We start from the raw sequence: 25,096 nt of genomic DNA, 5'->3' as shown, positions 1-25,096 counted from the left end.
CAGATAAAATAAATTAAGAGATGGCAGAAAACCTCACCCTCGAACAAATACAGAATTTTAAAGGCAAGTACCCACGGCAACTTTGGTACCTGTTCTTCTCCGAAATGTGGGAGCGTTTCTGCTTCTACGGAATGCGGGGAATGCTTACCTTTTTCATGGTCAGTCAGTTGACCATGACGGATGAAAATGCCAATTTACAATACGGTGCAACACAAGCATTCGTCTATGCATTCACCTTTATCGGTGGTTTGTTTGCCGATAAAATCCTTGGTTTTAGAAAGTCTCTTTTCTGGGGCGGTATTCTGATGATTGTCGGAAGTGCCATTTTAGCCTACGACCCACACCAGTTCTTCTTTCTTGGAATCAGCTTTACGGTAGTCGGAACAGGTTTCTTTAAACCGAACATCTCGACGATGGTAGGTGCCTTATACAAAGGAAATGATGTTCGTCGTGATGCAGGTTTCTCCCTGTTCTATGCGGGGATCAATATTGGAGGTCTATTGGGTGGATATGCTTGTATCTACCTCGGAAAAGAGTATTCCTGGCACCTGGCATTCGGCCTCGCCGGAATCGTAATGACGATCAGTTTACTGACTTTCATCTTTACTAAAAAAAGCCTTGGTCCTATCGGATTATCGCCATTCAGAGATGAAGCGATAAAAGAGACTTTTACAGATGGCATTGATCCAAAAAGCCCTTCAGGCGCAGTAACGATAGAGAGTAAAGCAATCGGTAAGAAATGGTACGATTACGCGGTGTACGCAGGTTCCCTGGCCATCATTCCGGTCATCATGATCATGGTCGCTAAAACCCAGTATACAGACTGGTTTATGTATACCATCGGTCCAGCCACATTAATTTACCTCATCTATGAGATGACTAAATATTCATGGGCGGAAAACAAAAAACTGATTGCAGCCATTATCTTCATTTTGTTCGCCATCATTTTCTGGGGAATCTATGAACAAAGCGGAGGCTCGATGTCGCTGTTTGCAGCCAGAAACCTGGACAATAAATTACTTGGGGTACTTACACTGGATCCAAACGGAGTTAACAATTCTGCAAACTCTTTCTTTGTGATCATTTTTGCCTTTATTTTCAGTCTGGTATGGATTGGACTGGCAAAGAAAAAGATCGAACCAAACACAGTAGTGAAATTCGGTATGGGCTTCTTATTCTTAGCGGGAGGTTTCTTCATCTTGTATAGCACGAGATTTTTTGCCAATGCACAGGGTATTACTTCTCTGGACGCCTTTACTTTGTCTTACCTGGTCATTACCTTCGGTGAGCTTTGCCTCTCTCCTATCGGCTTATCGATCATGACAAAATTATCTCCGGTAAAACTTCAGGGGGTAATGATGGGAATGTGGTTTCTTGCAGCTGCTTATGGCCAGTATGTAGCCGGTATTATTGGCGCAAATATGGCTAAGGGTGGTCAAAATGATACGACCGTACAAAAGCTGGTGACCTTTACTGATGGTTATAAACAGCTCGCCATTTACGCACTAATTGCCGGTGTCCTGCTAATTGTCATCTCTCCTTTGGTGAAAAAACTGATGCAGGATGTCAAATAATCAGCTTTTATAGCTTTTAACATAATTTAACCCTCAGTATATGCGATATACTGAGGGTTTTTTCGTTTAGAATCCATAATTTCGCTCATTAATTTATTTTACGTGTCAGACAGTCTAATTATAATCCCCACTTACAACGAGAAAGAAAATATTGAAAAGATCATCAGGAAGGTTTTTTCCTTACCCTATTTCTTTGAAATATTAATCATTGATGATGGATCCCCTGATGGAACTGCTGACATCGTTAAAAAATTACAACAGGAATATCCGGCATTACATCTGGAAGAACGAAGGGGAAAACTAGGATTAGGCACGGCGTATATTCATGGCTTCAAATGGGCATTATCTCATGCTAAGTATGAGTATATTTTTGAAATGGATGCCGATTTCTCGCATAATCCGGATGACCTGATCAGACTTCGTGAAGCTTGTGTAAATGGTGCAGATCTGGCCATCGGATCCCGCTATGTAAATGGAGTAAATGTAGTCAACTGGCCAATGAACAGGGTACTGATGTCGTACTTTGCCTCGATGTATGTTCGCATCATCACGAGAATCAATGTTCAGGATGCTACAGCAGGTTTTAAATGTTATCGTAAACAGGTTTTAGCAACGATCCCTTTAGATAAAATCAAGTTTGTAGGTTATGCCTTCCAGATTGAAATGAAGTTCACAGCAATCAAATATGGCTTTAAAGTAGTAGAGGTTCCAATCATCTTTACGGACCGTACAGAGGGTACTTCTAAAATGAGTACAAGGATCTTTAGAGAAGCTTTCATCGGAGTAATTCAAATGAAGGTCTGGAGCTGGTTCAGGAATTATAAGAGGTAAGCGCTAAGCTTTTGGCGGCTTGCCCTCCCGCATCATCGTACCGAAATCCCAGTTTTTAGCCATGGCAGAGATAATTCTCACGATTCTTTTTGTTCTTGTGGGTTCTGTTTTCGCAGAATTTAACCAGTTGATGTACCAGTTTTGATGGGACTTAGGGAGCTTTAAGAAGCTTTTTAGGAGTTCAGGTTCATCGTCGGATAAACACAGTTCAAGATCTTCGGGCATTTCTATTTTGAAGGTAGTATCCTCTTCGAGGGAAACATCAAGTACTGCGCCTTTGTCTTTTTTTAGCTTTTTGCGTATGGTGGCGTTTAAGGAGATGATAAAATCGCCCTCTCCCATCGGGATAAGCGCAAGTCCTTCAAAAGGGATCTGGTCTAGTTTGCCTTTGACTCTATAGCTCTTTTTGCAGTTTGCTTTGATTTCACTGGCGATAATTGAGGGAATGAAGATGTAGGTCCAGCCTGTTTTTTCACCCATTTCGGCGAAACGCTCTATTTCTGCTTTGAAAGTTACCATAATAATAAAGGTAAATATATTGTTCGCTATCTCTTAAAAAAAGAGGTGTTTTGTTCTGGCTGGAACCTTTGCCTGAAGGGGCAAAATTCCTAGGCCATCACATTAACACCTCTTTTTTTATAATATTGCTCCTTTGCGGGGAGGCAAAAGCAGGATGTTGGAGCAGGTTTTGTTGAGCAGGGTTATTAAGCAAGATGCCTGAGCAGGATGTTGGAGCAGGGTTTGTTGAGGCTATTAAGCAGGAGACCTAAGGGGAGTGTTATTCCTTAGGTCTGGATGCGATATGTTTTAGAACTTTTCTTCAACGCCGAGGCCGAATAAAGCGAAGTCGTATTTCACAGGGTCGATTGGATCGAATTTGGATAACTCAGCACTTAACTCTACGGCGGTTTGCCAGTCGGTTTGTTTTCTGCTGATCAACCCGAGTTTGCGTGCTACGCGGTCTACGTGGACATCACAGGGACAGATGAGATCCGCAGGTTTAATGGTAGTCCAGATGCCGAAATCTACGCCTTTATTGTCCTTTCTTACCATCCAGCGTAAAAACATATTCAGACGCTTGCAGGTAGACTTTTGTAAGGGGGAAGAGACGTGTTTGATGGTTCTTCGTGGGAAATCAGGGAGACTGAAAAAGTAAGATCTGAAATGGTTCAGGGCACGCTCTGTAGCCGGCACTTCCTTTAATTCAGATTGCAGGCAGGCAGAAGAAGCATATTGTTTTACTGTTGCACTGTCTTGCGTCAGGTATTCCTCTCTGAAGATCGGCTCAGGAGCTAAAAAGGCAGACTCGAGACTTTCAGATTGTTCGTAATGGTGCTTGAAGAAAGACACGAAATACAACAAATCGGTATCGTTGAAGGTACGGTGCTTGAAGTTTAATAAGCGCTTCAGGTCGTCATCACTATGGTTCAACATGAAGTCGTAGGGCTCATTATCCATTCGCTGGAAGAGCTCTGTACATTTGTTAATGATCGTTTTGCGTTGCCCCCAAGCTAAAATTGCCGCAAAGAATGCGGCAATTTCAACGTCTTGTTTTTTAGAAAAACGATGTGGAATGCAAATCGGATCATTTGTGATGAAGTTAGGCCGGTTGTATTGTTCAACTTTGTGGTCCAAAAAATCTTTAAGTTCCAGGAATTCCAATGTTTCTTATTTTAAAGCTTGTTCTAAATCTGCGATTAAATCATCGATATCTTCTACACCTACACTTAAGCGTAAAAGGTTGTCTGTAACGCCCACTTTTTCACGTTCTTCTTTCGGGATAGAGCCGTGTGTCATGCTGACAGGGTGATTGATCAGGGACTCGACACCACCTAAGGATTCCGCAAGCGTAAATACTTTGAAAGAAGAAGCAATTCTGAATGTTTCCTGAAGATCAGCATCCTTTAAAGTGATGGAAACCATACCTCCGAAACCGCGCATTTGCTTTTTAGCGATGTCATGGTTAGGGTGATCTTCAAATCCAGGCCAGTAGATCTTATCTACTTTTGGATGGGTTTTAAGGAAACGGGCAACTTTCTCTCCGTTTTCACAATGTGCTTTCATGCGTAAATGAAGGGTCTTGATGCCTCTAAGTACTAAAAAGGCGTCCTGAGGTCCCGGAGTCGCACCACAGGCATTATAGATAAACCAAAGGTCTTTGTATAATTGATCATCATTTACCAATAAAGCACCCATAACTACGTCAGAGTGACCTCCGATGTATTTGGTTACGGAATGCATAACGATATCAGCACCAAGGTCAATAGGGTTTTGCAGGTAAGGAGAAGCAAAGGTATTGTCTACCGTCAGGATCAGTTTACGCTCCTTTGTAATTTTGGCAATCCCTTCGATGTCAATGATCTGCATCGTTGGATTTGTAGGGGTTTCAATCCATACCAACTTTGTTTTATCATTGATGTAGGGCAGCATGTTCTCTGGTTTTGACAAATCCAGGAAATGGAACTTAATGCCATATTTTGCATATACTTTAGTGAAGATGCGATAAGAACCTCCGTAAAGATCATTACCGGTGATCACCTCATCTCCTGGTTGTAACAGCCTCAAGACTGTATCTGTAGCCCCCATTCCGCTGGAGAAAGCCAAACCATGTTTTGCATTTTCCAAAGCGGCAAGGCAATCTTCTAAAGCCTTACGTGTAGGGTTTGTTCCTCTTGAATATTCGAAGCCCTGGTGGTCGCCAGGAGATTTCTGCCAATAGGTAGAAGTTTGATATATGGGAGTCATTACTGCTCCGGTAGATGGGTCAGGTTCCTGACCGGCATGTATTGCTTTCGTTGCGAACTTCATATGTTATTATTTTGCTCTATTTCTGCTTTAAACTGATATCCAAGGTGTTTGCCTGTCGGGTACCCGCTTGCAGCCAACATGGATTGTTTTTGATTTAAAGTTACTTCTTTTATTTGCGCAAATGGAGGAATTACCAGATCGGAAGCCAAACAGAACAAAATTGACCTTTCAATGATGTCCGTCAGCTTGTCTTCGGTAACCAGGTTATTGGCAATGTCCTGATAAAGGAAATCCAATGCGCCCTCCCCTTCCACCATAAAGTGTTTGTCTTTATTGATGAGGATACGGGCGATCAGTGAACCTTCATCCGCCAGGCGGTTGTATTTAATGGAATCTGCCAAAAAATTATGGATGTAAATCACCCCGCAATAACTCAATGATGGATCTTCCTTAATGTATTTCGTTTGAAATATAGAATGACTGGGTTCAAAATTGAAGATATTACTATGCATCGATACCATCAGCATATCACCGGAAAACTTCAGCTGCGCTTCAAACTTATTGTTCTCTTTATAATCGATTTCTACAGAGGTATCCTTTGCACCGTAATCGTGTTTTAGTCGCCCGGCAGTCTTTGACAATTGCTTTTTTAACAAGTCGAAGATTTCCGTTGTATTTCGATAAATAGACTGCTTTAAAGAAGCTTTATTTTCAAATTCCTTGAGTATTCTACCGTAGTTTTCCGTATCCATTCAGTTTCAGTTTATTTACTGGATTAGCTTAATGCTTCAATCAATATTAATAAGCTCTGGCGAACAATACCCTTTGCTTAGATGGCTGACCAGAATAGATACAAACACCATCTTCCAGCTTATTGTTTAAAGGAATACACCTGATCGTTGCCTTGGTCTCTTCCTTGATCTTTTGCTCCGTTTCCGGTGTTCCATCCCAATGTGCAGAAATGAATCCGGCTTTACCATCCAGCAATTCTTTAAACTCATCATAAGAGTTCGCCTCTGTGGTATGTTCATCTCTGAATGTAGCGGCTTTATTGTAAATATTAGCCTGAATTTCTTCCAGCAACTGAGCGATATGAATGTCAAGGCCTTCCTGAATTACGGTTTGTTTCTCTCTTGTATCCCTGCGGGCAAGTTCAACAGTACCATTTTCCATATCTCTTCCACCAATGGCCAGACGGATCGGTACGCCTTTCAATTCGTATTCAGCAAATTTGAATCCCGGACGTTGGGTGTCACGGTCGTCATATTTTACCGAGATGCCCATCTTTTTCAATTTCGGCATTAGTTCATCGACAAAAGCAGAGATATTTTTAAGGTCTTCTTCTCCTTTATAGATCGGAACAATCACCACCTGGATAGGTGCTAATTTCGGAGGCAATACCAATCCGGCATCATCACTATGTGCCATGATCAAAGCGCCCATTAAACGGGTGGAAACACCCCATGAAGTCGCCCATACATGCTCGATCTTGCCTTCTTTATTGGTAAATTTCACATCAAATGCTTTCGCGAAGTTTTGGCCAAGGAAATGAGATGTTCCTGCTTGTAAAGCTTTTCCATCCTGCATTAAAGCTTCGATACAATAGGTTTCTAATGCACCTGCAAAACGCTCATTTGCTGTTTTTATTCCTTTAACTACCGGTACGCCCATCCAGTTTTCTGCGAAATCGGCATACACATCCAGCATTCTTTCTGTCTCCTCAACAGCTTCCTGTGCGGTAGAATGCGCAGTATGCCCTTCCTGCCAAAGGAATTCTGTCGTACGAAGGAACAAACGCGTACGCATTTCCCAACGTACCACGTTAGCCCATTGGTTAATCAATAGCGGAAGATCACGGTAAGATTGAATCCATCCTTTATAAGTGTTCCAGATAATGGTTTCAGAAGTTGGTCTTACGATCAGTTCCTCTTCCAGTTTTGCCGTTTCATCAACGATAATGTTGCCATTTCCGTCATTTTTAAGACGATAATGTGTCACAACTGCACATTCTGTCGCAAAGCCTTCCACATGGGAAGCTTCCTTCGAAAAATATGACTTAGGAATGAATAAAGGAAAGTAAGCGTTACTATGGCCTGTATCTTTAAATTTTTGATCTAAAACCGCCTGTATCTTCTCCCAAATGGAGTATCCATAGGGTTTTATCACCATACACCCTTTTACAGAAGAGTGCTCTGCAAGGTCAGCCTTTATAACAATGTCGTTATACCACTGGGAATAATCTTCGTTTTTACTTGTAATACCTTTGCTCATAACTATTTGGAACGTTTTTTGTGTAAATTTGCTTGTAATGTAGGCTACAAATTTATAAATTTATACCTACAAAAAACGTGCACACACAAAGAAAACATATAGTTATGAAACCTAACCATTTATTCACCAGCATGCTGGCCCTGACAACAATTGTTGTTGCGTCCTGCTCTGCGCCAAGGTACGCGCAGCAAAGCACTCATGAGGATGATGTTTACGGTTCTACTGCAAAGGCGCAGATCTATACGCCGCAGGAAAGACCAAGAACACAGGCAACTCAGGACGATTACGATCAAAGTGACGAATATTATGGCACCAGTGATCCATATTATGACATGGATTACTCTTCGCGTATCAATAGATTCTCTTACTCCAGTCCATGGAGATCATACTACGATCCATATTTTGACAACGGCTATTATGGCTATGGCAACGGATATGGCTATAATGGCTTTTCTCTAGGCTTAAGCTTCGGTTCTGTATGGAATTCTCCATATTATGGATGGGGTAATTATTACTCTCCGTTTGGCTATAACCCATGGGGATGGAATAGCTATTATGGTGGAGGCTACGGTGGTGGTTACTATGGTGGCGGATACTATGGAGGCGGTTATTACGGCGGTGGATACATCGGCGGAGGAACTTATACCGGCAGAACAACCAACGCACCAAGAGCAACAAGATCATATGGAGACGGAGCAAGATCATCCTACGGATCAGGTAACAGAAGGTCATCAGGAACGGTACGGACTGACTTCAATGGAAATGTAATTTCCAGAGGAGGAAGAGCTGAAGCCTATGCACCGAACAGAGAATCAGGAAGAACCAGCAGAGAAAACACCAGATCATCACGTGGAGAAGGGTACAACCCACCACGTCAGGAAAGATCCAGCCGCGGTGAAAGCTACAGACCAGAACCTCAGCAAAGCAGGCCAACTTATACTCCTCCACCATCACGTGGCGGTAACGAAGGTGGCGGCAGTGGCAGATCTTCAGGTGGAAATAGCGGCGGTGGTGGCAGATCATCGAGAGCAGGAAGAGGCTAACCGAATCAAATATTCTATTATTCAGACATACCAATGAAACCATTATAAGCAGCGCTCTTGCAAATCGCAATGTACCTGCTTATGATTGCTTCGTAATCGTAAAAACATATTTTCCAATGAAAAAACTGATACTATCTTTAGTAGCTACAGTAGCTACTGCAGGATCATTATATGCCCAATATACCCCTGATGCCCTTCGTTTTTCTCAAACAAATTACGGAAGCTCTGCGAGGTTCAAAAGCATGGGCGGCGCACAAATCGGCGTAGGTGGAGACATGAGCTCTTTAGGAGGCAATCCTGCAGGCTTAGGTCTGTTCACAAAATCAGAGTTCAGCCTGACCCCAGAATTCAATATGGTAAAGGGAAAGGCCGACTTTCTGGGTCAGACAACAACGGCCTCAAAAGACAGGTTAAACCTCAATAATATCGGTGCAGTATTCTACAGTCCTACTTTTAAACCTAAAGGCCAGGATCCTTCAAAAGGGGTCATCAGTGCAGTCTTTGGAGTAGGTTATAACCGCAACAATGATTTCACGGCCGACCATACTTACGAGAGTTCAAAGGTACCAAACTCGGTAACCGGTTACTTTTCTGAAGAAGCAAACCGATTCAAATCAGGCTCATCACTGGACGATTATACCATTGAAAAAATGGCTTATGACCAATTCCTGATCGACTACAATGCAGTTTCAGACAAATTCTCCTCAAATGTTCAATCTATAAGCAACCAAAAGCAATCAGAAATCAGAACAGGATCTACCTCAGAACTGAACGTTGCAGGAGCATTAAACATCTCTAATCAATTCTATATCGGAGCGAGTATTGCTTTCGTAAATGTCCGCTACCTGAACGACCGTAATGTAAGTGAATCAGGGTTTAATGGCGTTTATGATTCCAAGTACGACCTGAGCTATAATGTGAGTTCAGAAGTTAAAGGTTCTGGTATCAATGGCCGTCTGGGCTTAATCTACAGACCAGAAAGTAATTTACGTCTTGGGGTAACTTTTCAAACACCTACCTGGCTATATTTTGATGATGTGGAATCGACTAACTTAAGTTCAAAACTATATGCGGGATCAGAGGCTGGAATTTCTTCAAGTCCAACAGCAACATCAAGCCTTACTTATCAATTGCGTACGCCTTTGAAAGGTTCATTTGGCGCAAGTTACGTGATCGGAAACAGAGCATTAATTTCTGCAGACATCGACTATATCGATTACAGTACCATGCATTACTCCTTGGATCAGGACAACAATCAGGGAGCGATAGACGCGGCCAACCAAACGATAAAAGCAAACTACAAAGAAACCGTAAATTATAGAATTGGTGCAGAATATAAGCTGGATAACGCTTTTAGCCTTAGAGCTGGTTACGGCAACAATGGCAGTGCTTTAAAAAATGATAAGGACAATTATTTCGCCACCAAAATATACACCGGAGGCTTAGGCTATCGCATCAACAACTATTACTTTGATCTTGCTTACCAACGTGTTGAAAACAATGTAGACCTGAGTGGTTATTATTTAAATAACGAATCGGAACCTGTTGCAAATATTAAAGTAGCAAGAAACAATGTTTTCTTAACGTTTGGTGTTAGGTTCTAATCAGACATAAAAACAGCTCAGCTTAAATAGAGGGCATAAAAAAAGGAAGTAACTACTTCCTTTTTTTATGCCCTTATCTTTTTTATTTGAACCGCCGCTCTATTTTATTTGAACAATGCGGCAAAGCGTTCAATTTTCTTTTCTACTTCCGGATCTTTAATCAGCTCAGGTGCATGGTGTGGCTTCTTACGCGCATCGATGATCACCGGACCTGTGCAGCCCCAATGTTTATGCTCCGTAAAAGCGCCGATTCCATGAATATCTGACGCAGGGTTACTTCTGGTGAAAGTAATCCAGACCAGGTTATTTATAGTCGCAGCGGCAAATGTGCTGTCGTCAGATAACACGATTAATGCAATCCCCTCCAGGTTTTGCCCTTTTAAGTGTTGATTTAAAGATTCCACTTCCTGATTTGCCTGATCCTGACTTTCGTAAGGCAGCCCCTGAATTGTCAACACCCCCGGAATCGCAACCTGTGCATCCTTAAAAGATACAGGCAGACTGAATCCCGCCGGAAGCTGAGCAGATAATGTTCTGCGCTTTGCTCCCGCAGCAGCGAACACGACTTTAGAACCGCTGTTCAATCCATCGCCACTATAATCCAAGGTATCAATCGTTGTATTGGTATGGAAGTGCAGGTCGGTGCGAAAATCTATCCTGCTCAGCACATGCTGCATAAAAGCAGAAATATCGTGTGTATCTAAAGTTTCGTCATCTTCCCGGGCGGTAATAAAGAGGTATTTCGCCAGACTGAGCTGGTTTTTGCCGAGGATATGATTGGCAATGGTCAGAATCTCCTGAGGTCTGCGTTCCTTAAGAAATGGCGTATAACGCTCACTTCCAATAGCAAACAGCAAAGGGTGTACCCCTGCTGCATCGACTGCATTCAGCTCTTTTAACCCGTGAATCTCTTTTGGCAATGCCGATCCCGCGATTTCATGGATCAGCGCACCGAAGCTGGTGTCCTCCTGGGGAGGTCTTCCAACCACCGTAAACGACCAAATGGCGTCCTTGCGGTGATATACGTTATGGACCTTCATCAAAGGAAAAGGATGAGTTAAGCTATAATAACCCAAATGATCTCCAAAAGGGCCTTCAGGTTTGTTTTCCTGAGGATAAACCGTACCCGTGATGACGAAATCAGCATCTGCAGAAATACAGAAACCTTCCTCATCATAGAAATACCGGAACCTTCTGTTCCCCAATGCACCGGCAAAAGTCATTTCTGACAACCCTTCCGGCAATGGCATTACTGCTGCCAATGGATGAGATGGCGGCCCTCCCACAAAGATGCTCACCTTTAGAGGTTGCCCCTTTGCATTGGCCTTAGACTGATGTACGCCTATCCCTCTATGGATCTGGTAATGCAATCCGATCTCTTTGTCTTTTATATAATCATTGCCGGCAAGCTGGATGCGGTACATCCCCAGATTGGCATTCATGATTCCCGGCTTGTCAATATCTTCCGTATAGACCTGTGGCATGGTGATAAATGGTCCGCCATCCATAGGCCAGTTTACAATCTGTGGCAAAGCACTGATGGTGGTTTTGCTGAACGTAGATTTAAAAGTCTGTTTTAAGGGTAAAGCAGTTAATGCCGTGAAACCTATTCCCGGGAGCTTCAAGGGGTTCTTTAGCACCTTCATCGGATCAGACCTCAACCCTACCAGCTGCTCCACTTTATCCAGGCTATCTCTGAACATAAACTTAGCCCGCTCCAATGTCCCAAACAAATTAGATACTGCCGGAAAAGGACTTCCTTTAACTTTTTCAAAAAACAGGGCAGGTCCCTGCTGTTCATATACCCGTAAATGAATTGCTGCCATCTCCAGATATGGATCTACTTCTTCTTTGATCCTGATTAAATGACCGTGCTTCTCTAAATCGGCAACACATTCTGCTAAACTTTTATATCCCATTACGTGCCAAAGATATTAAACAATTGTTGTTTGACATAAAACCCCATTAAATAGAAAAGACCACACATAAATGCATGGTCTTTATCATTGGGGGGAAGTTGTATTATTTTTTACCGGCAAACGAACGCAACATCCAGGTGTTTTTTTCCTTGAACTGCATAAACCTGTTCACCATATCGTTAGAGCCATCGTCGCCAGCCGCATCGGTTGCATCTAATAACTCTCTTTCTATTTGTATCAACTGAGACATGTCGTCCAGAATGGCATCTACCATATCCAGATCCTTCATTCCAATCGTATCTGCTTCTTTAATCACGGACTCTTTGATATAGTCTGAAAAACGGCTGTGCGGGGCTTTTCCCAGTGTGAGTACACGCTCGGCAATTTCATCTATTGTTAACTGGGCATTGGTATATAATTCTTCGAATTTGATGTGCAGGGTGAAAAAGTTTTGACCTTTGACATTCCAGTGACAGCCTCTTAATTTTTGGTAATGCATGTGATAATTAGCCAGATAGTCGTTCAACATGTCTACTACTGGTTTTACTTTCTTCTCATTTAAACTGATTTCTTTTGCGTCCATGGTATTTATTTTTTTATTTTGTTCCGATCACAGGGATCGCATATATAACAATAGGGGGTATAAATGGTTTTGAAAATTGTTATTTTGGCGTACAATACCACTTTGGAATGAGCGTTTAATATTCAAAATTCCCGCTTTCTTTTATTATTCGTATAATTGCTCATTAAATTTAACAGGACATTAATGTATAAATATTATATAGTATCGTTATTTGCAGTGGTTTTAAACCTATCTACTGCCAATGCCAATACCAACACAAGGGATTCTATAGGTGTAGAAAACCGCAACGGAAAAAAGCTAATTATCCATCAGGTAGTTGCCAAAGACACTTATTATTCTATCGGAAGAAGATACAGTGTGATTCCAAAAGACATTATGAGCTTCAATGACAACAAGTTTTTACAAATTGGCGTCATCATTAAAGTACCTACCAATGTTCCCTTCGTTTCAGAGCCCGCTCCGGGAAGAACAACAGCTTCCGGAAAAACAAGCCCTGCTGCTCAAAGTAACAACGCCAATAGCAGCGTAAATGAGGTAGCAGAAGGTGGCTTGATCGAACATACGGTCCAGAAGAAGGAAAACCTGAATATGCTTGCTGAAAAGTATGGCACCACGGTAAATGAGATCAAGAGGGTCAATAACTTAAGGTCAATAAACCTTCAGATTGGCCAGTTGTTAAAGATTCCTGCAAAAAATGCAGTAGAAGAACAACCCGCAGAAACAGCAAGCACGACAAAACCGAATACCCCTCCTGTCGCAGCTCAGCAGACCCCTCCTATAGAAATTAAGAAAAAAGAAGACGTTCTGGTTCCTATTTTCCCAAAAAAACAACCGGCTAACGTTACTCAAAACACAGCAAATCAAACAAATCCGGTACAGAACACCCCAACTACAACCTCTCCTTCTTCTGCTTCTGAAGAACTTCTGGTACATACGGTTGCTTCCAATGAAACGATATATTCCATTGCCACTACCTATAGGATGACAATGGATCAGCTGAAAGCAAAAAACGGACTCACTAACAACTCACTAAACGTAGGGCAAAAATTATTAATCAGAGGCCAGTATCCGCCAAAACCAGTACCATCAGCCCACAATGAAGTCGAAAATCCGACTGATACCTTAAATTCTATAAAAAATCCTTCGTTGAGGTTACCGGCCAGCAGATATGGCCTGAACCAAATGGACGAAAAAGGAACAGGAATCTGGATTGCTGATCCTGATCTTGACCCCTCAAAAATGCTGGTATTACATCGCACTGCGCCCATCGGAACAGTCATGAAAATCACCAATCCAATGAGCAACAGATCAACCTTTGCAAAGGTTGTTGGTAAATTTACAGAGAATGAGTCCACAAAAGATGTTATCATTGTAATGACTAAAGCTGTTGCTGATGCATTAGGGGCCTTAGACAAAAGATTTTTTTGTAATTTAACGTACGGTGGACAAGACAATGAACAATAAACCATTTATCATTGGTATTGCGGGGGGAAGTGGTTCCGGTAAAACCTTTTTTTTAAATTGTTTCTTACATCATTTTAAAAATGATGAAGTTACCCTGGTATCCCAGGATGACTATTACATTCCTGTGGGGGAAATGACTCAGGAAGAAAACAAACTATATAATTTTGATTTACCTTCTACCATTGATAAAGAGCAGTTTTTGTTCGATATTAAAAAACTGGTAAAGGGTGAAGTGATCTACAAAAAGGAATATAATTTCAATAATCCTTTGGCTGTAACTAAAATTCTGGAGATTAATCCAGCTCCTATTATTATTGTAGAAGGACTTTTCATCCTGCATTTTGAAGAGATCGCAGCCATGCTGGATCACCGGATATTTGTAGAGGCGGAAGATGCAGTTGCCCTGGCAAGAAGAATCAAACGCGATGGAATGGAACGTGGGTATTCTGAAGAAGATGTGACTTACAAATGGGTAAATCATGTGGTTCCGGCATATCATGAATACTTACTGCCTTACCGGGAAAGTTGCGATAAAGTAATCGTCAACAATTTCGATACTCCCGATGACATCATTAAAATCACAGATGAAATCTCTGTTGATTTAAAAGTAAAATACTGTAAACACAAACAAGAAGAATAAAAAAAGGGACGCTAAATGCGTCCCTTTTTATTTTACCCGCCTTTCTCAGCACATTATATTTTCCTGTATTGACTTAGGTCTGAAAAAAATAAATTATTCCAGCTTTCTTCTTAACACCTTAACAGCACACGATACGGGTTAAACGGAGGCGGGCCCGGAAGGCGTTGAGGAGTACCACTAGTCAATGCTATCGGAATCAGATCCAAAATATTTGGATCTATACCCACTGGAGTAGTTGTAGTCTGATTAAGAAAAATAGCGCAGATTCTACAACCAGTACTGCATCCTGGAGGGCTCTCCAGAGTATAAGACAGTGGTAATATTCTATAACTAGTATCAACTAATGGATTTCCATCAATATAAGCATACCATGCCATAATGTAAGCTACTTTTATACATCAAAAAGTATCAAAAACTTTAATATTGCCTACTTTATTAGAGGATTTTCGGCTTCTTCCATAAATTTAATCTACGATTTACATCGTGCTAAATTTATATAAGAAATATCGGGTATAATAGGGACAAAAGTCTCAAAATGAATATTTTTGGTCGCTCAAGTCCTTGTTATCGCAAAAGAGTCAGTGATCCCGAGATAATCTTTCTCCCATTATGTGGATCTATCACATAATAATATACACCAACAGGTACATCTCTACCTTCATACTTCCCATCCCAATTCTTTGATCCTACTGAAGTCGAGCTAAATACTTTCTGTCCGTATCGGTTAAAAACGGTTATTGTAGCATTCGGATAACTACTTAAATACTTGATGTTCCATTCATCATTAATGTGATCTCCGTTGGGAGAAAATGCATTGGGAATTTCTGGGTTCCTTAAAATCCGGACAGATACTTCATCGTTGGCCGCACAACCACCATTTGTCATTACTTTTAGTTTATAGATGATATCCCTATCCGGGCTTGCCAGCGGATTCGGGACATCATCTCTGTTCAGACCTGTAGGAGGGCTCCATTTATAGCTCAAATCAGCTGGATTTAACGCTGTTCCGAGCTGAACCTGGCCACCTTCCAGCAGTACTTGATCTTCACCTGCATCTGCCAATGGCTTGGGAAGAACAGTAATCGTTTGTGTTTTAGAAACAGATACACAGCCGTTATCACTAACGTAGGTATAATTCAGTTGATGGCTTCCCACACCAGCTATTGATGGACTAAAAACTCCGTTTTCTGTAACTCCGGATCCGGAATATTTCCCTGAACCGGAAACTATTCCCCAAATCTCCTTTCCCTGTGTCAGCTGAACAGGGTCTGCATCCTGGCATATAGGAGGAATGACATCAAACCTGACTTCAGGAACGGCATTCAAATGAATAGTTTTAGTGACCTCATCTACGCAGGAGGTACCAGAATAAACAACCATCCTGACGTTGACAGGTTTAACTCCCGGGCTTCGAAACATCGGGTAAGTGTGCGGGTATAAACGGGCAGGCACCTCGCTCCTTTTTTGGGGATGATCTTCAATTTCTACCAAACCAGGAGCGTTTCCTGCGTCGAAATACCATTCAATTCTGGTAATTTCACCAAAATCTACCGAAGCCTTATCTTCAAATATCAGTGTTTCTCCGCTGCAAAGGACTGTGTTTTGCAGTGAAAAGTCGGCTTTTGGAATACTTCCATTAACCGTAAACTCTTTTGATAAGATTGTAGGACAACTCCCCTCTTTGTAAACAGTTAAAGTAATGTTGTAATGACCAGTACGGACATATTTATGTAACCCATCCTTCCCAGAAGAGTGATTTGGATTATTGGAAGTCGAATTCTCTGCGTCACCGAAATCCCAGAGATAAGTTAAGTCAGCATCATCTTCAATTACCGTTTTATTTTTGAATATGGCGGTGCCATCCTTCAGGCAAATATCAGGAAGTTCAAAATCAACAATAGGTAAAGGCTTCAACACTTTAAAAAACACAACATTACTGGAACTTGTCGCGGAAATACATCCCAAAGAAAACACCTGGCGACGGTAATAAGTGGAAACAGTAATCGGTGCAGGATCAAGGTCTTTGGAAACCTCCCCAGAGATATCCGTAAAATTGATGTGATCAGCCGATTGTTGCCATTGGTAGGAAAAACCAGCTCCTATCCCGGTCGGCACCGTTCCAGCAATCAAACCCGGATTTCCGCTGATGCAAATGACCTGACCAGGAGGGATACTGATCACATTATTCTCTATCGATATCGTCTTAATCACCACATCATCGGCAGTACTTGCAGCCAGATTTCCATCGTAATTGCTACCAGGAACATTACCCGCAGATCCGGTTTCATAGCGGGTCTGCGTGTCTTGAAATGCATTGATCAATGGACTTACTCTTCTGTTTGAATCCAGCACCGTGCGTGTCGGATCGAGATACAAAGCCTGCGCACTGCTGTGGTAGGTTCCCGGAGCTGTACTACAAGCTACCTTTGCCTTTATCGTAAGCGTAATTTCATCGCCGGAGAAAAATATAAAATCTCCAAATAAGGGCCGGTTCGGATTGTTACTCAGGTTAGAGATCACATCCGGTCCTGCAGAATATCCCGTATAAGCGGCTGTTGCGCTGCTGAAAGTAAAACCTGAGGGAAGCTGAACTTCCAATCTGACACCAGCAGCATTGGCGGTAGAGGGAGCATTTCTTGTTTTCACTACATAGGTCACTTCATCACCAGGATGTTTTACCAGCCCTGCATTACCTTGCTCCATCGTGGCGCTTAATTCAGGATAACAAGTGCCCATTCTTAAATATGGAGGTAAATCTGAGGACTTAAATGTAACGATATTACCATCCTGGCCTGCTTCACCAAGCGGTCTTGGTTCATTGGGCCTTGGTCTTCCTGCCGTACCTCCTTTCACATTTATAGTTGCAATCCCCGGTGGAAGATTGTGAAAAACCTGTCCACCACCACCGCCGCCGCCTAAACCGGGCATGTAATCATAACCAAATGCTGTTTTATCCCCTGCCGGACCACCACTTGCGTCGATTTCTAACTTTAAGGAGGAAAGAGGAGAATAAGGATTCATCACATTGAGAAAAATGGTTCCCCCTGCTCCTCCTCCATCCCCTTGAGTACCGATACCCTGAGCAAATAAATAAGAATCCCCCTTCAAGCTCCCTGCATGGATCAAGATGATTCCTGCACCCAAACCAGGATAGTTCTGCCAATGCCCCTTTGTTGGAAAAAGATATTGGCTATCTCCTCCTCCTCCTGCCCCGCCCATAATCAAGCGGCTAAAATCAGAAGAACCAGCCCTATACACAGCACTCCCTGGCCGACCTTCGGTCCCAGGTTCACCACCTCCCCGACCTCCGGCTCCACCATTTCCTCCTCCCCCTCCCCCAGCTCCACCTCCGCCAGCATTTCCTGCTGCACCTCTTCCATAATCTCCCATAGGAAGTCCCTGAAAGCCTTGATCTATAGGATATACCCCTAAAGTTGTATACCTGGGTGTTCCGGCAATGCCTTCTCCTTTTACGAGGGAGAGTCCATCCGCTAAAGAAGTCGTATAAGCAGTTCCGGCACGAAAGTCGTCACTCTTATAGCCCGGCCGGAATCCTCTTTGCCCGACATAGAAGCCGGACAAGGTTAGATCTAACATTTGAGCAACATGTATCGCATAGATTCCTCCGGTTCTTCCGTTAAAACAGGAAAGATTCAGAGCACCATAATCGAAATCATTATTTAAAATATTGCTAAACTGAGGAATTCTAACCACCTGAAAAGTTCGTGTGCCCCGGGAGGGAGTCGGCAAACTACTCACATAATTATTAACCGTTCCTCTACCTGATCCTGAACCTATAAAGTTTAAAACTCCACCCGTAGCCGGCACTGAGTTGGTTGCCACAACATATTCATATTTTCCTGTATTTCCCAAATCAGTATAGCCTGTCCCCCCCAGTTGATCCGGACCTGAGTTTGCCGAGTTCCCCCCATACAAAACATCGTTTGAAGCATGAATCGTAGCATCCTGCATTTGAATAATCAAAAGCAGATCACCTGGTTCAACATCAATGAATACTGGAGTAAGATCCCTCCTTACCCCATCAAGCCTGATCTGCCGGGATCCGGCGGGAAGATCCATCTCCCCCGAAGGTGAAAAATAGGTATTCAGAAAATAATCTGAACTATTTACTTTTTTTCTACCAACCCCATCTTTTCCGGGAGTTCCACAAACCTGCCCAGCTGCCTGTAAAAACAAGAAGGAAAGAAAAAATAAAATATAAGTTATCCAATAAAATCTTTTTTTGGAGTTCATTTTTCAGAAATTTATTTCCCCCGTTTAGTCTAGTACCGATACAACTAAAGCAAGGTTAAATAAAGTAGAAAGAAAAAACAAAATTTACCAAACAAACATTTTGATATAAAAATCAATAATTTTTCAATACAAACAAATAACATACAATCTCTAACAAGAAAAGGCTGAAAACTCCCGGGAAGAATTTTCAGCCTCTTTTTTAACACCTTAACAATACATCGTAAGGCGGAGGTGGGAAACCTGCAGGACGTTGCCGAGTTCCTGTAACCAAACCGGTTGCAATCCGATTCATAAGACCTTCACTTATTATCGGTATGTCTGAATTTCCCTCGACAAAAATAGCGCAGATTACGCAACCAGAACCACATGGAGGAGGATTCTCTAGCGTGTAGCCAGGTAATAACCTGTATCTCGCTGCGACCGTTGGATCTCCATTCATTAAAGCATACCATGCCATAACATCAGGTTACTTTTATACATCAAAAAGCACCAAAAACTTTAATAGCGCCTACTCTATCCAGGATTTTCGGCTTCTTCCGTAAATTCTAATCCGAGATATACATCGTTATCTAAATTTAACTAAGAAAACCGTCCTACCATAGGGCTAAAAGTCTCATAATCACTAATATTTAAACAAAAAAAAAAACCGTTAAAGAACTCCTAAACTCAGTTCCTTAACGGTTTCAATTCTATAAAATACCCGTACTAATCAAAAATCATTTCCGGAACATTGTCATCTGCAAACAATTTACCTGTCGTCGCCTGTCTGATATAATCCACACTCACTCCCGGTGCTCTTTCAATCAGTTTAAAACCTCCTTCAGGAAGCACATCCAATACCGCAAGCTCAGTCACGATCTTCTTGATACAATTCACTCCGGTAAGCGGCAGCGTACATTTCGGCAGAAGCTTACTTTCCCCTGCTTTATTTACATGCTGCATCGCTACAATAATATTCTTTGCAGAAGCCACAAGATCCATTGCACCACCCATTCCTTTCACCATTTTCCCTGGGATCTTCCAGTTCGCAATATCACCGTTCTCCGACACTTCCATAGCCCCTAAAATAGTAAGATCTATCTTCTGACTCCTGATCATGCCAAAGCTCAATGCAGAGTCAAAGATCGAAGATCCAGGCAATGTTGTAATCGTTTGTTTTCCCGCATTGATCAAATCTGCATCTTCCTCTCCTTCAAAAGGGAATGGTCCCATTCCCAATAACCCGTTTTCCGACTGCAATACCACATTGATTCCTTCAGGAATATAATTGGCCACCAAAGTAGGAATGCCGATCCCTAAATTCACATAAAATCCGTCTTTGATTTCTTTTGCGATACGCTTCGCAATTCCGTCCTTATCCAACATACTAATAATTTATAGGATTAATTTTTTGTTCTAACTGTACGTTGCTCGATTCTTTTCTCATAACCGGCACCTTGAAATATGCGGTGAACGAATACACCGGGCGTATGAATGTGATCAGGATCAAGCTCCCCTGCTTCCACCAGCTCTTCTACTTCAGCAATCGTAATCTTTCCTGCCATCGCCATTACGGGATTAAAATTCCTGCTCGTCGACCTGAAGATCAGGTTTCCTGCAGTATCTCCCTTCCAGGCTTTAACAATTGCAAAATCAGCATCAAAAGCATATTCCATAAGGTAGTCCTTGCCATTAAAATTCCGCACTTCCTTTCCTTCGGCCACTTCTGTACCTACTCCTGCCGGAGTAAAAATTGCAGGCATTCCATATCCGGAAGCCATGCACCTTGTTGCCAATGTTCCTTGTGGAATCAGCTCTACTTCCAACTCACCACTCAGCAGCTGACGTTCAAATTCCGCATTTTCACCTACATAGGAAGAGATCATTTTCTTTACCTGACGTTGTTGTAACATCAGTCCGATTCCGAAATCATCTACGCCTGCATTGTTGGATATACATGTTAAATCTTTCACGCCTTTCTTTACCAGAGCGGTAATGCAATTTTCAGGAATACCGCACAGTCCAAAACCGCCGAGCATTAAGGTATTCCCATTCTCGATATCGCTGATGGCTTCATCAGCACCCGAAACTACTTTATTGATCATATATAAGGTTTTGCTACTAAATTATAGTATAAAATGTGTTCCAACAATTTATTTAGCTATTTCTATAATTTTATCATTGCCCCCATTACTGCTTCCAATATAAATCTTCCCATCCGGCGACTGACAAATGGCCCTCAACCGGCCAAATTCATTGACCAGAAAATCTTTCGCTCCCGTGATTTTATCCCCCGCAGGGTTGAGGCTCAGCTGTGTCAGCTTAGAAGCCTTCAGGCTAACGAGTAACAAAGAGTTTTTCCATTGCGGGATATAATCCGAATTGTAATAGGAAATGGACGCAGTGGCGATGGTAGGTGTCCAGGCGAACAACGGTTCAACCACATTATTAATCGTACAAAAACCCTGCTCTGCTGTAGTGTTGCAAAACCCTTCCACATTCGGCCAGCCATAATTCCTTCCTTTTAAAATCAAATTGATCTCATCATCGCTATTTGCTCCATGTTCAGAAGCATAGATCTTATCTCCTACCTGGATTAATCCCTGAGGATTTCTATGTCCGAAGCTCCAAAGTGGGCTACCCGCATTTGGATTATCCGCAGGAATGCTGCCATCCAGATTTAAACGAAGGATTTTACCGGAAAGAGAATTAGTATTTTGAGCACTGGAAGCATTACTCGCATCCCCCGTACTGATCATTAGTTTCTGATCGGAGGTAATCAGCAATCTGGAGCCATTGTGAATGTTGGAAGCAGGAATCTGATCTATGATCGTAAACGGGGCAGTCAAAGCTCCATTTGCATAATTAAAACGAACTACCTTTTCCCTGTAATTTCCGCCAGTCGTATAATTATACACTACATAAACCCATGGACTAGTCGTAAAATTGGGAGGTAAAGCCATCCCCAGCAAACCACCCTCTCCATTAGAGACAACATCAGAAATGGTATGCAATAAGGTTACCTTTCCCGTCTGAGGGTCTACTCTGCTGATCCTTCCCGGTCGCTCGGTCATCCAGATCTGCTGATCAGGACCATAAATCATTTCCCAGGGATGAACCAGGCCTGAACTCAGTACACGGGTTTTTAATTCCGCATCGGGAAGCGGATTTCCGTTTCCTCCGGATTTACTTTTCTTGCAGGCAGAAATGCTCAACAAAACTGCAACTACACTGATTATTAAGGATTTCATAGGACATTGCTTTTTATAAATATAACAGCAATGTCCTGAATATGTTTATTTAATTGAAATATACGTAGGTGATGCCATCGCCCCCTCTATCCGCATGTTCATCTTCTACCCGGTTTACCTGACTGTATTTTTTCAGGTATTCACGGATCAGCTTTCTTAAAATTCCGTCTCCTTTTCCATGGATCAGCTTAATGAAAGGAAAGCCCAGCATAATAGATTTGTCCAGATACTTCTCTACTTCATGAAGCGCATTATCGCCACGCATTCCCCTAAGATCCAGTTCTGCCGTAAAGTTGCCAATCGCCTCAGAAATACTTCCGGTATAAGAGTTGTTCTGGATGGCTTTTTTAGCCTGTTTATTGCTGATTTTGTAGACCCTGTTTTTCTTTAAAACAGAACGCAAATCACCTAAGGCGACCACCAGATTATCCCGGTTGATTTCCAATACCTGACCCGTGGTCTCGCTATTGTTCAGCTGTACCCAGTCTCCTACCTCGATAGGCGTATTTAATGGAACCGCAACCTCCGGTTTCTTTTCTTCTTTGACCTGATTTTGAACCAAGACCTTTTGCAGGTTTTGGCGCAATTGCTTGGTAACCGTTTTATCGGCCTGGTTCTCTTTAATTTCGGCAATGGTATTTTCGACCAGCTTATTGGCATTCTTAATGATCGCCTGCGCTTCCAGCTTCGCTTCTTTGAGGAGCACTTTCTTGTTTTCATCTAAAAACAGCTTCAGTTTCTCATTTTCAGCCACCAGGTTTTTCACCTTATTCTGTTGGGTAGATAAATGCAGTTTCGTATCGTAAATCTGCTTTTTCTCCCTTTCCAGATCTACCAGTAAGCTGTCAATCCTGTTCTGGTTCGTTCCTGTTTTTGCTCTGGCCAGTTCTAACACTTCTTTCTGAAGTCCGATGTTCTGCGCAATTTCAAAAGCATAAGAACTTCCGGGTTTTCCCAGCTCCAACACATAAAGCGGCTTCATTCTGTCGTTATCAAACAACATCGATGCGTTTTCCAGTCCGGGGGTATTGCCGGCAAAAAGCTTCAGGTTAGAATAGTGGGTCGTAATCACTCCCCTTACTTTCTTATTGTTTAACACTTCCAATACCGCTTCGGCCATTGGTCCTCCAAACTGAGGATCAGTACCTGTTCCAAACTCATCGATCAGCACCAGTGTTTTCGGAGAAGCATGGGCTACGAAATGACGCATTTTTGTTAAGTGGGCACTATAGGTACTCAAATCACTCTCTATAGATTGATCATCACCGATATCGGCGAAGATATTTTCAAAAATCCCCACCTCACTCGATTCATGAACAGGAATCAGCAAACCCGATTGCACCATCAGCTGCAAGAGTCCTACTGTTTTCATACAAACCGACTTTCCACCCGCATTTGGGCCGGAAACCAATACGATTCTAAGCTCCGGGGTAATGTGAATGTTCAGTGGAACAACAGTCTTTTTATCGGCCTTAAAAGAAAGGTATAGCAAAGGATGACGGGCATTGATCAGCTTGGTTTGTGCCTCCTTGATTAGTACCGGCATATCGCCTTCTACTTCTATCGCAAACAAGGCCTTTGCGCGAACAAAATCCAGTTTGGTCAGGAATCCATGGTACGACAATAACAAGGGCGTATAAGGCCTCAGATCAGTCGTCAGCGCAATCAGGATCTTAATGATCTCTCTGCGTTTATCAAACTCCAGATCTCTCAGCTTATTATTTAAGGTAAAGACCTCTTCCGGTTCCATATACACCGTTTGTCCGCTGGCAGACTCATCATGAATGAAACCTTTCAGTTTTCTTTTATTTTCAGCGAGGATTGGGATACACATCCTTCCATCTCTAATGGTCAGACTTCCATCTGCCACCCAGTTGTTACCCACAGCCTGCTTAAAAATGGAATCCATCCGTTTCCGGACGTCCTGTTCTGCTTTGGAAATCTCGCCGATAATGGTCTGCAAAGTCACAGAAGCATTTGGCTTAATTTTCCCTTTGGGATCAAGAACAGTCTCAATTCTTTTCAGGATATTCTTTTCAACAGGAAGGTGTTCCAATAAGGCTTCCAGGTTAGGGTAAACTTCTTTTCTCTCCTCAAAAAACCTGAGCACCGAAAATACGGTCTGCAGGGAGGCATACATTTGGTGCAATTCCTCTTCTACGAGGTACGTTCCTTCTACTTTGATCTTATCAGCAAGGCTTTTAATGTCAAAAAAGGTACTGATTTGCAGGGGTTCCTGGTTTTCCAGGATACTTTTAAATTCATTGGTTTGTCGTAAAAACTTATTGATCTGATCATACTTCGTCATGACCTGCATTTTATCGACCATCTGCTGTCCCATCGGGCTTAAGCAGTGTTTATGAATAAGTTGTCTGACCTCATTAAAACCCAAACGCTCTAAACAATTCTCCGGATATAACATACTTATATTTATAATTTGGGTTCTTTATAAACCATCTTTGGTTGAATAAAATCGATTTTCTTCTTCGTGGTATCTTTCAGAAGAAAACGGATTTTGTACTCCGGATCCGCTTTCAATAGCGAATCAGCAGAGTTTTTTAACGATAACGCTTTTTGGATTTTCACATTCGACAAGGAGTCCGACTTGACCACAATCGATTTCTGTCTGCTCAGTTCGGCCACCACTTTGGTATAGATCTCATCCAATACTTTTGGCGCACTATTGTAATACGCCATGCTCTTTGCATATTTTGCAGAATCCACTCCATACTTCTTATAGATCCCATTATAATAGGATGCAGCCACTTTTTTCGCAGAATCTGAACTTGGAATCGACGATACATAACCGTCAATGATATGGATATCAGCCAGCATTCCCGACATCTGATCAGGTTGAATGATCTGCTTGGGAATACCGGGTTTACAGCCTGAAATCAGTAAAAAAAGGAAGACTATATATAGAAAGTTTCTCATT

The 25,096-nt window shown here is 42.2% G+C and carries 19 protein-coding genes; 6 read left to right on the top strand and 13 right to left on the bottom strand.

Features of this window, described 5'->3' with window-relative positions; all coding sequences use genetic code 11:
• The first annotated feature begins 20 nt into the window (after positions 1-20).
• Both AAFF35_RS07965 and AAFF35_RS07960 read left to right on the top strand, forming a co-directional pair.
• The gene (locus AAFF35_RS07965) at positions 21-1,574 is read left to right on the top strand and encodes a peptide MFS transporter (RefSeq protein ID WP_342331900.1); all 1,554 of its coding nucleotides are present in this window, start codon (positions 21-23) and stop codon (positions 1,572-1,574) included.
• 102 nt (positions 1,575-1,676) lie between these two features.
• On the top strand, positions 1,677-2,405 hold the full coding sequence (locus AAFF35_RS07960; protein ID WP_342331899.1) for a polyprenol monophosphomannose synthase: 729 nt from the start codon (positions 1,677-1,679) through the stop codon (positions 2,403-2,405).
• 3 nt (positions 2,406-2,408) lie between these two features.
• Here the strand turns inward: AAFF35_RS07960 and AAFF35_RS07955 are convergent, their stop codons facing one another.
• From AAFF35_RS07955 to proS, 5 genes are all read right to left on the bottom strand, one after another.
• The gene (locus AAFF35_RS07955) at positions 2,409-2,924 is read right to left on the bottom strand and encodes a YdeI/OmpD-associated family protein (protein ID WP_342331898.1); all 516 of its coding nucleotides are present in this window, start codon (positions 2,922-2,924) and stop codon (positions 2,409-2,411) included.
• 288 nt (positions 2,925-3,212) lie between these two features.
• Complete coding sequence (locus tag AAFF35_RS07950) at positions 3,213-4,067, bottom strand: TIGR02757 family protein (RefSeq protein WP_342331897.1); 855 nt, start codon at positions 4,065-4,067, stop codon at positions 3,213-3,215.
• Positions 4,068-4,073: 6 nt separating this feature from the next.
• A complete protein-coding gene (locus AAFF35_RS07945; protein ID WP_342331896.1) occupies positions 4,074-5,213 on the bottom strand; it encodes a cystathionine gamma-synthase in 1,140 nt (379 codons plus the stop codon).
• The gene (locus AAFF35_RS07940) at positions 5,210-5,905 is read right to left on the bottom strand and encodes a hypothetical protein (RefSeq protein ID WP_342331895.1); all 696 of its coding nucleotides are present in this window, start codon (positions 5,903-5,905) and stop codon (positions 5,210-5,212) included. The genes AAFF35_RS07945 and AAFF35_RS07940 overlap by 4 nt, the downstream gene beginning before the upstream one ends.
• 46 nt (positions 5,906-5,951) lie before the next feature.
• Complete coding sequence (gene proS / locus AAFF35_RS07935) at positions 5,952-7,424, bottom strand: proline--tRNA ligase (RefSeq protein WP_342331893.1); 1,473 nt, start codon at positions 7,422-7,424, stop codon at positions 5,952-5,954.
• A 104-nt stretch (positions 7,425-7,528) separates the two neighbouring features.
• Here proS and AAFF35_RS07930 point away from each other — a divergent pair, with 104 nt between their 5' ends.
• Positions 7,529-8,467, top strand: a complete 939-nt coding sequence (locus AAFF35_RS07930) for a hypothetical protein (protein ID WP_342331892.1) — start codon at positions 7,529-7,531, stop codon at positions 8,465-8,467.
• A 116-nt stretch (positions 8,468-8,583) separates the two neighbouring features.
• Positions 8,584-10,071, top strand: coding sequence for an outer membrane protein transport protein (locus AAFF35_RS07925; protein WP_342331891.1), 1,488 nt, complete (start codon positions 8,584-8,586; stop codon positions 10,069-10,071).
• A gap of 104 nt (positions 10,072-10,175) precedes the next feature.
• On the opposite strand, the gene AAFF35_RS07920 is transcribed toward AAFF35_RS07925, so the two are convergent.
• A complete protein-coding gene (locus AAFF35_RS07920) occupies positions 10,176-11,990 on the bottom strand; it encodes a UbiD family decarboxylase (RefSeq protein ID WP_342331890.1) in 1,815 nt (604 codons plus the stop codon).
• Between the two features lie 103 nt (positions 11,991-12,093).
• Positions 12,094-12,573 (bottom strand): DNA starvation/stationary phase protection protein, encoded by a 480-nt coding sequence (locus AAFF35_RS07915; protein WP_342331889.1) that lies wholly within the window; start codon positions 12,571-12,573, stop codon positions 12,094-12,096.
• A gap of 183 nt (positions 12,574-12,756) precedes the next feature.
• On the opposite strand from AAFF35_RS07915, the gene AAFF35_RS07910 reads away from it, so the two are divergent.
• Together AAFF35_RS07910 and AAFF35_RS07905 are read left to right on the top strand one after the other, a co-directional pair.
• Positions 12,757-14,037, top strand: a complete 1,281-nt coding sequence (locus tag AAFF35_RS07910) for a LysM peptidoglycan-binding domain-containing protein (RefSeq protein WP_342331888.1) — start codon at positions 12,757-12,759, stop codon at positions 14,035-14,037.
• Positions 14,027-14,677, top strand: a complete 651-nt coding sequence (locus AAFF35_RS07905) for a uridine kinase (protein ID WP_342331887.1) — start codon at positions 14,027-14,029, stop codon at positions 14,675-14,677. The genes AAFF35_RS07910 and AAFF35_RS07905 overlap by 11 nt, the downstream gene beginning before the upstream one ends.
• A gap of 564 nt (positions 14,678-15,241) precedes the next feature.
• Here the strand turns inward: AAFF35_RS07905 and AAFF35_RS07900 are convergent.
• The 6 genes from AAFF35_RS07900 to AAFF35_RS07875 form a co-directional block, all read right to left on the bottom strand.
• Positions 15,242-18,931: a gliding motility-associated C-terminal domain-containing protein gene (locus tag AAFF35_RS07900; RefSeq protein WP_342331886.1), complete on the bottom strand. Its 3,690-nt coding sequence runs from the start codon at positions 18,929-18,931 to the stop codon at positions 15,242-15,244.
• A gap of 705 nt (positions 18,932-19,636) precedes the next feature.
• The gene (locus AAFF35_RS07895) at positions 19,637-20,296 is read right to left on the bottom strand and encodes a CoA transferase subunit B (protein ID WP_342331885.1); all 660 of its coding nucleotides are present in this window, start codon (positions 20,294-20,296) and stop codon (positions 19,637-19,639) included.
• Positions 20,297-20,313: 17 nt separating this feature from the next.
• A complete protein-coding gene (locus AAFF35_RS07890; RefSeq protein WP_069380508.1) occupies positions 20,314-21,015 on the bottom strand; it encodes a CoA transferase subunit A in 702 nt (233 codons plus the stop codon).
• 48 nt (positions 21,016-21,063) lie between these two features.
• Positions 21,064-22,161 carry a PQQ-dependent sugar dehydrogenase gene (locus AAFF35_RS07885; protein WP_342331882.1) on the bottom strand — a complete coding sequence of 366 codons (1,098 nt, stop codon included), beginning with the start codon at positions 22,159-22,161 and terminating at the stop codon, positions 21,064-21,066.
• A gap of 49 nt (positions 22,162-22,210) precedes the next feature.
• Positions 22,211-24,583, bottom strand: a complete 2,373-nt coding sequence (locus AAFF35_RS07880) for an endonuclease MutS2 (RefSeq protein WP_342331880.1) — start codon at positions 24,581-24,583, stop codon at positions 22,211-22,213.
• Positions 24,584-24,591: 8 nt separating this feature from the next.
• Positions 24,592-25,095 (bottom strand): DUF4296 domain-containing protein, encoded by a 504-nt coding sequence (locus tag AAFF35_RS07875; protein WP_342331879.1) that lies wholly within the window; start codon positions 25,093-25,095, stop codon positions 24,592-24,594.
• Position 25,096: the final 1 nt, after the last annotated feature.

The sequence above is a fragment of the Pedobacter sp. FW305-3-2-15-E-R2A2 genome (assembly GCF_038446955.1).
Taxonomy (GTDB): Bacteria; Bacteroidota; Bacteroidia; order Sphingobacteriales; family Sphingobacteriaceae; genus Pedobacter.
The sequence above is the reverse complement of the archived record's forward strand: the minus strand, read 5'-3'. Positions and strand labels throughout refer to the sequence as shown.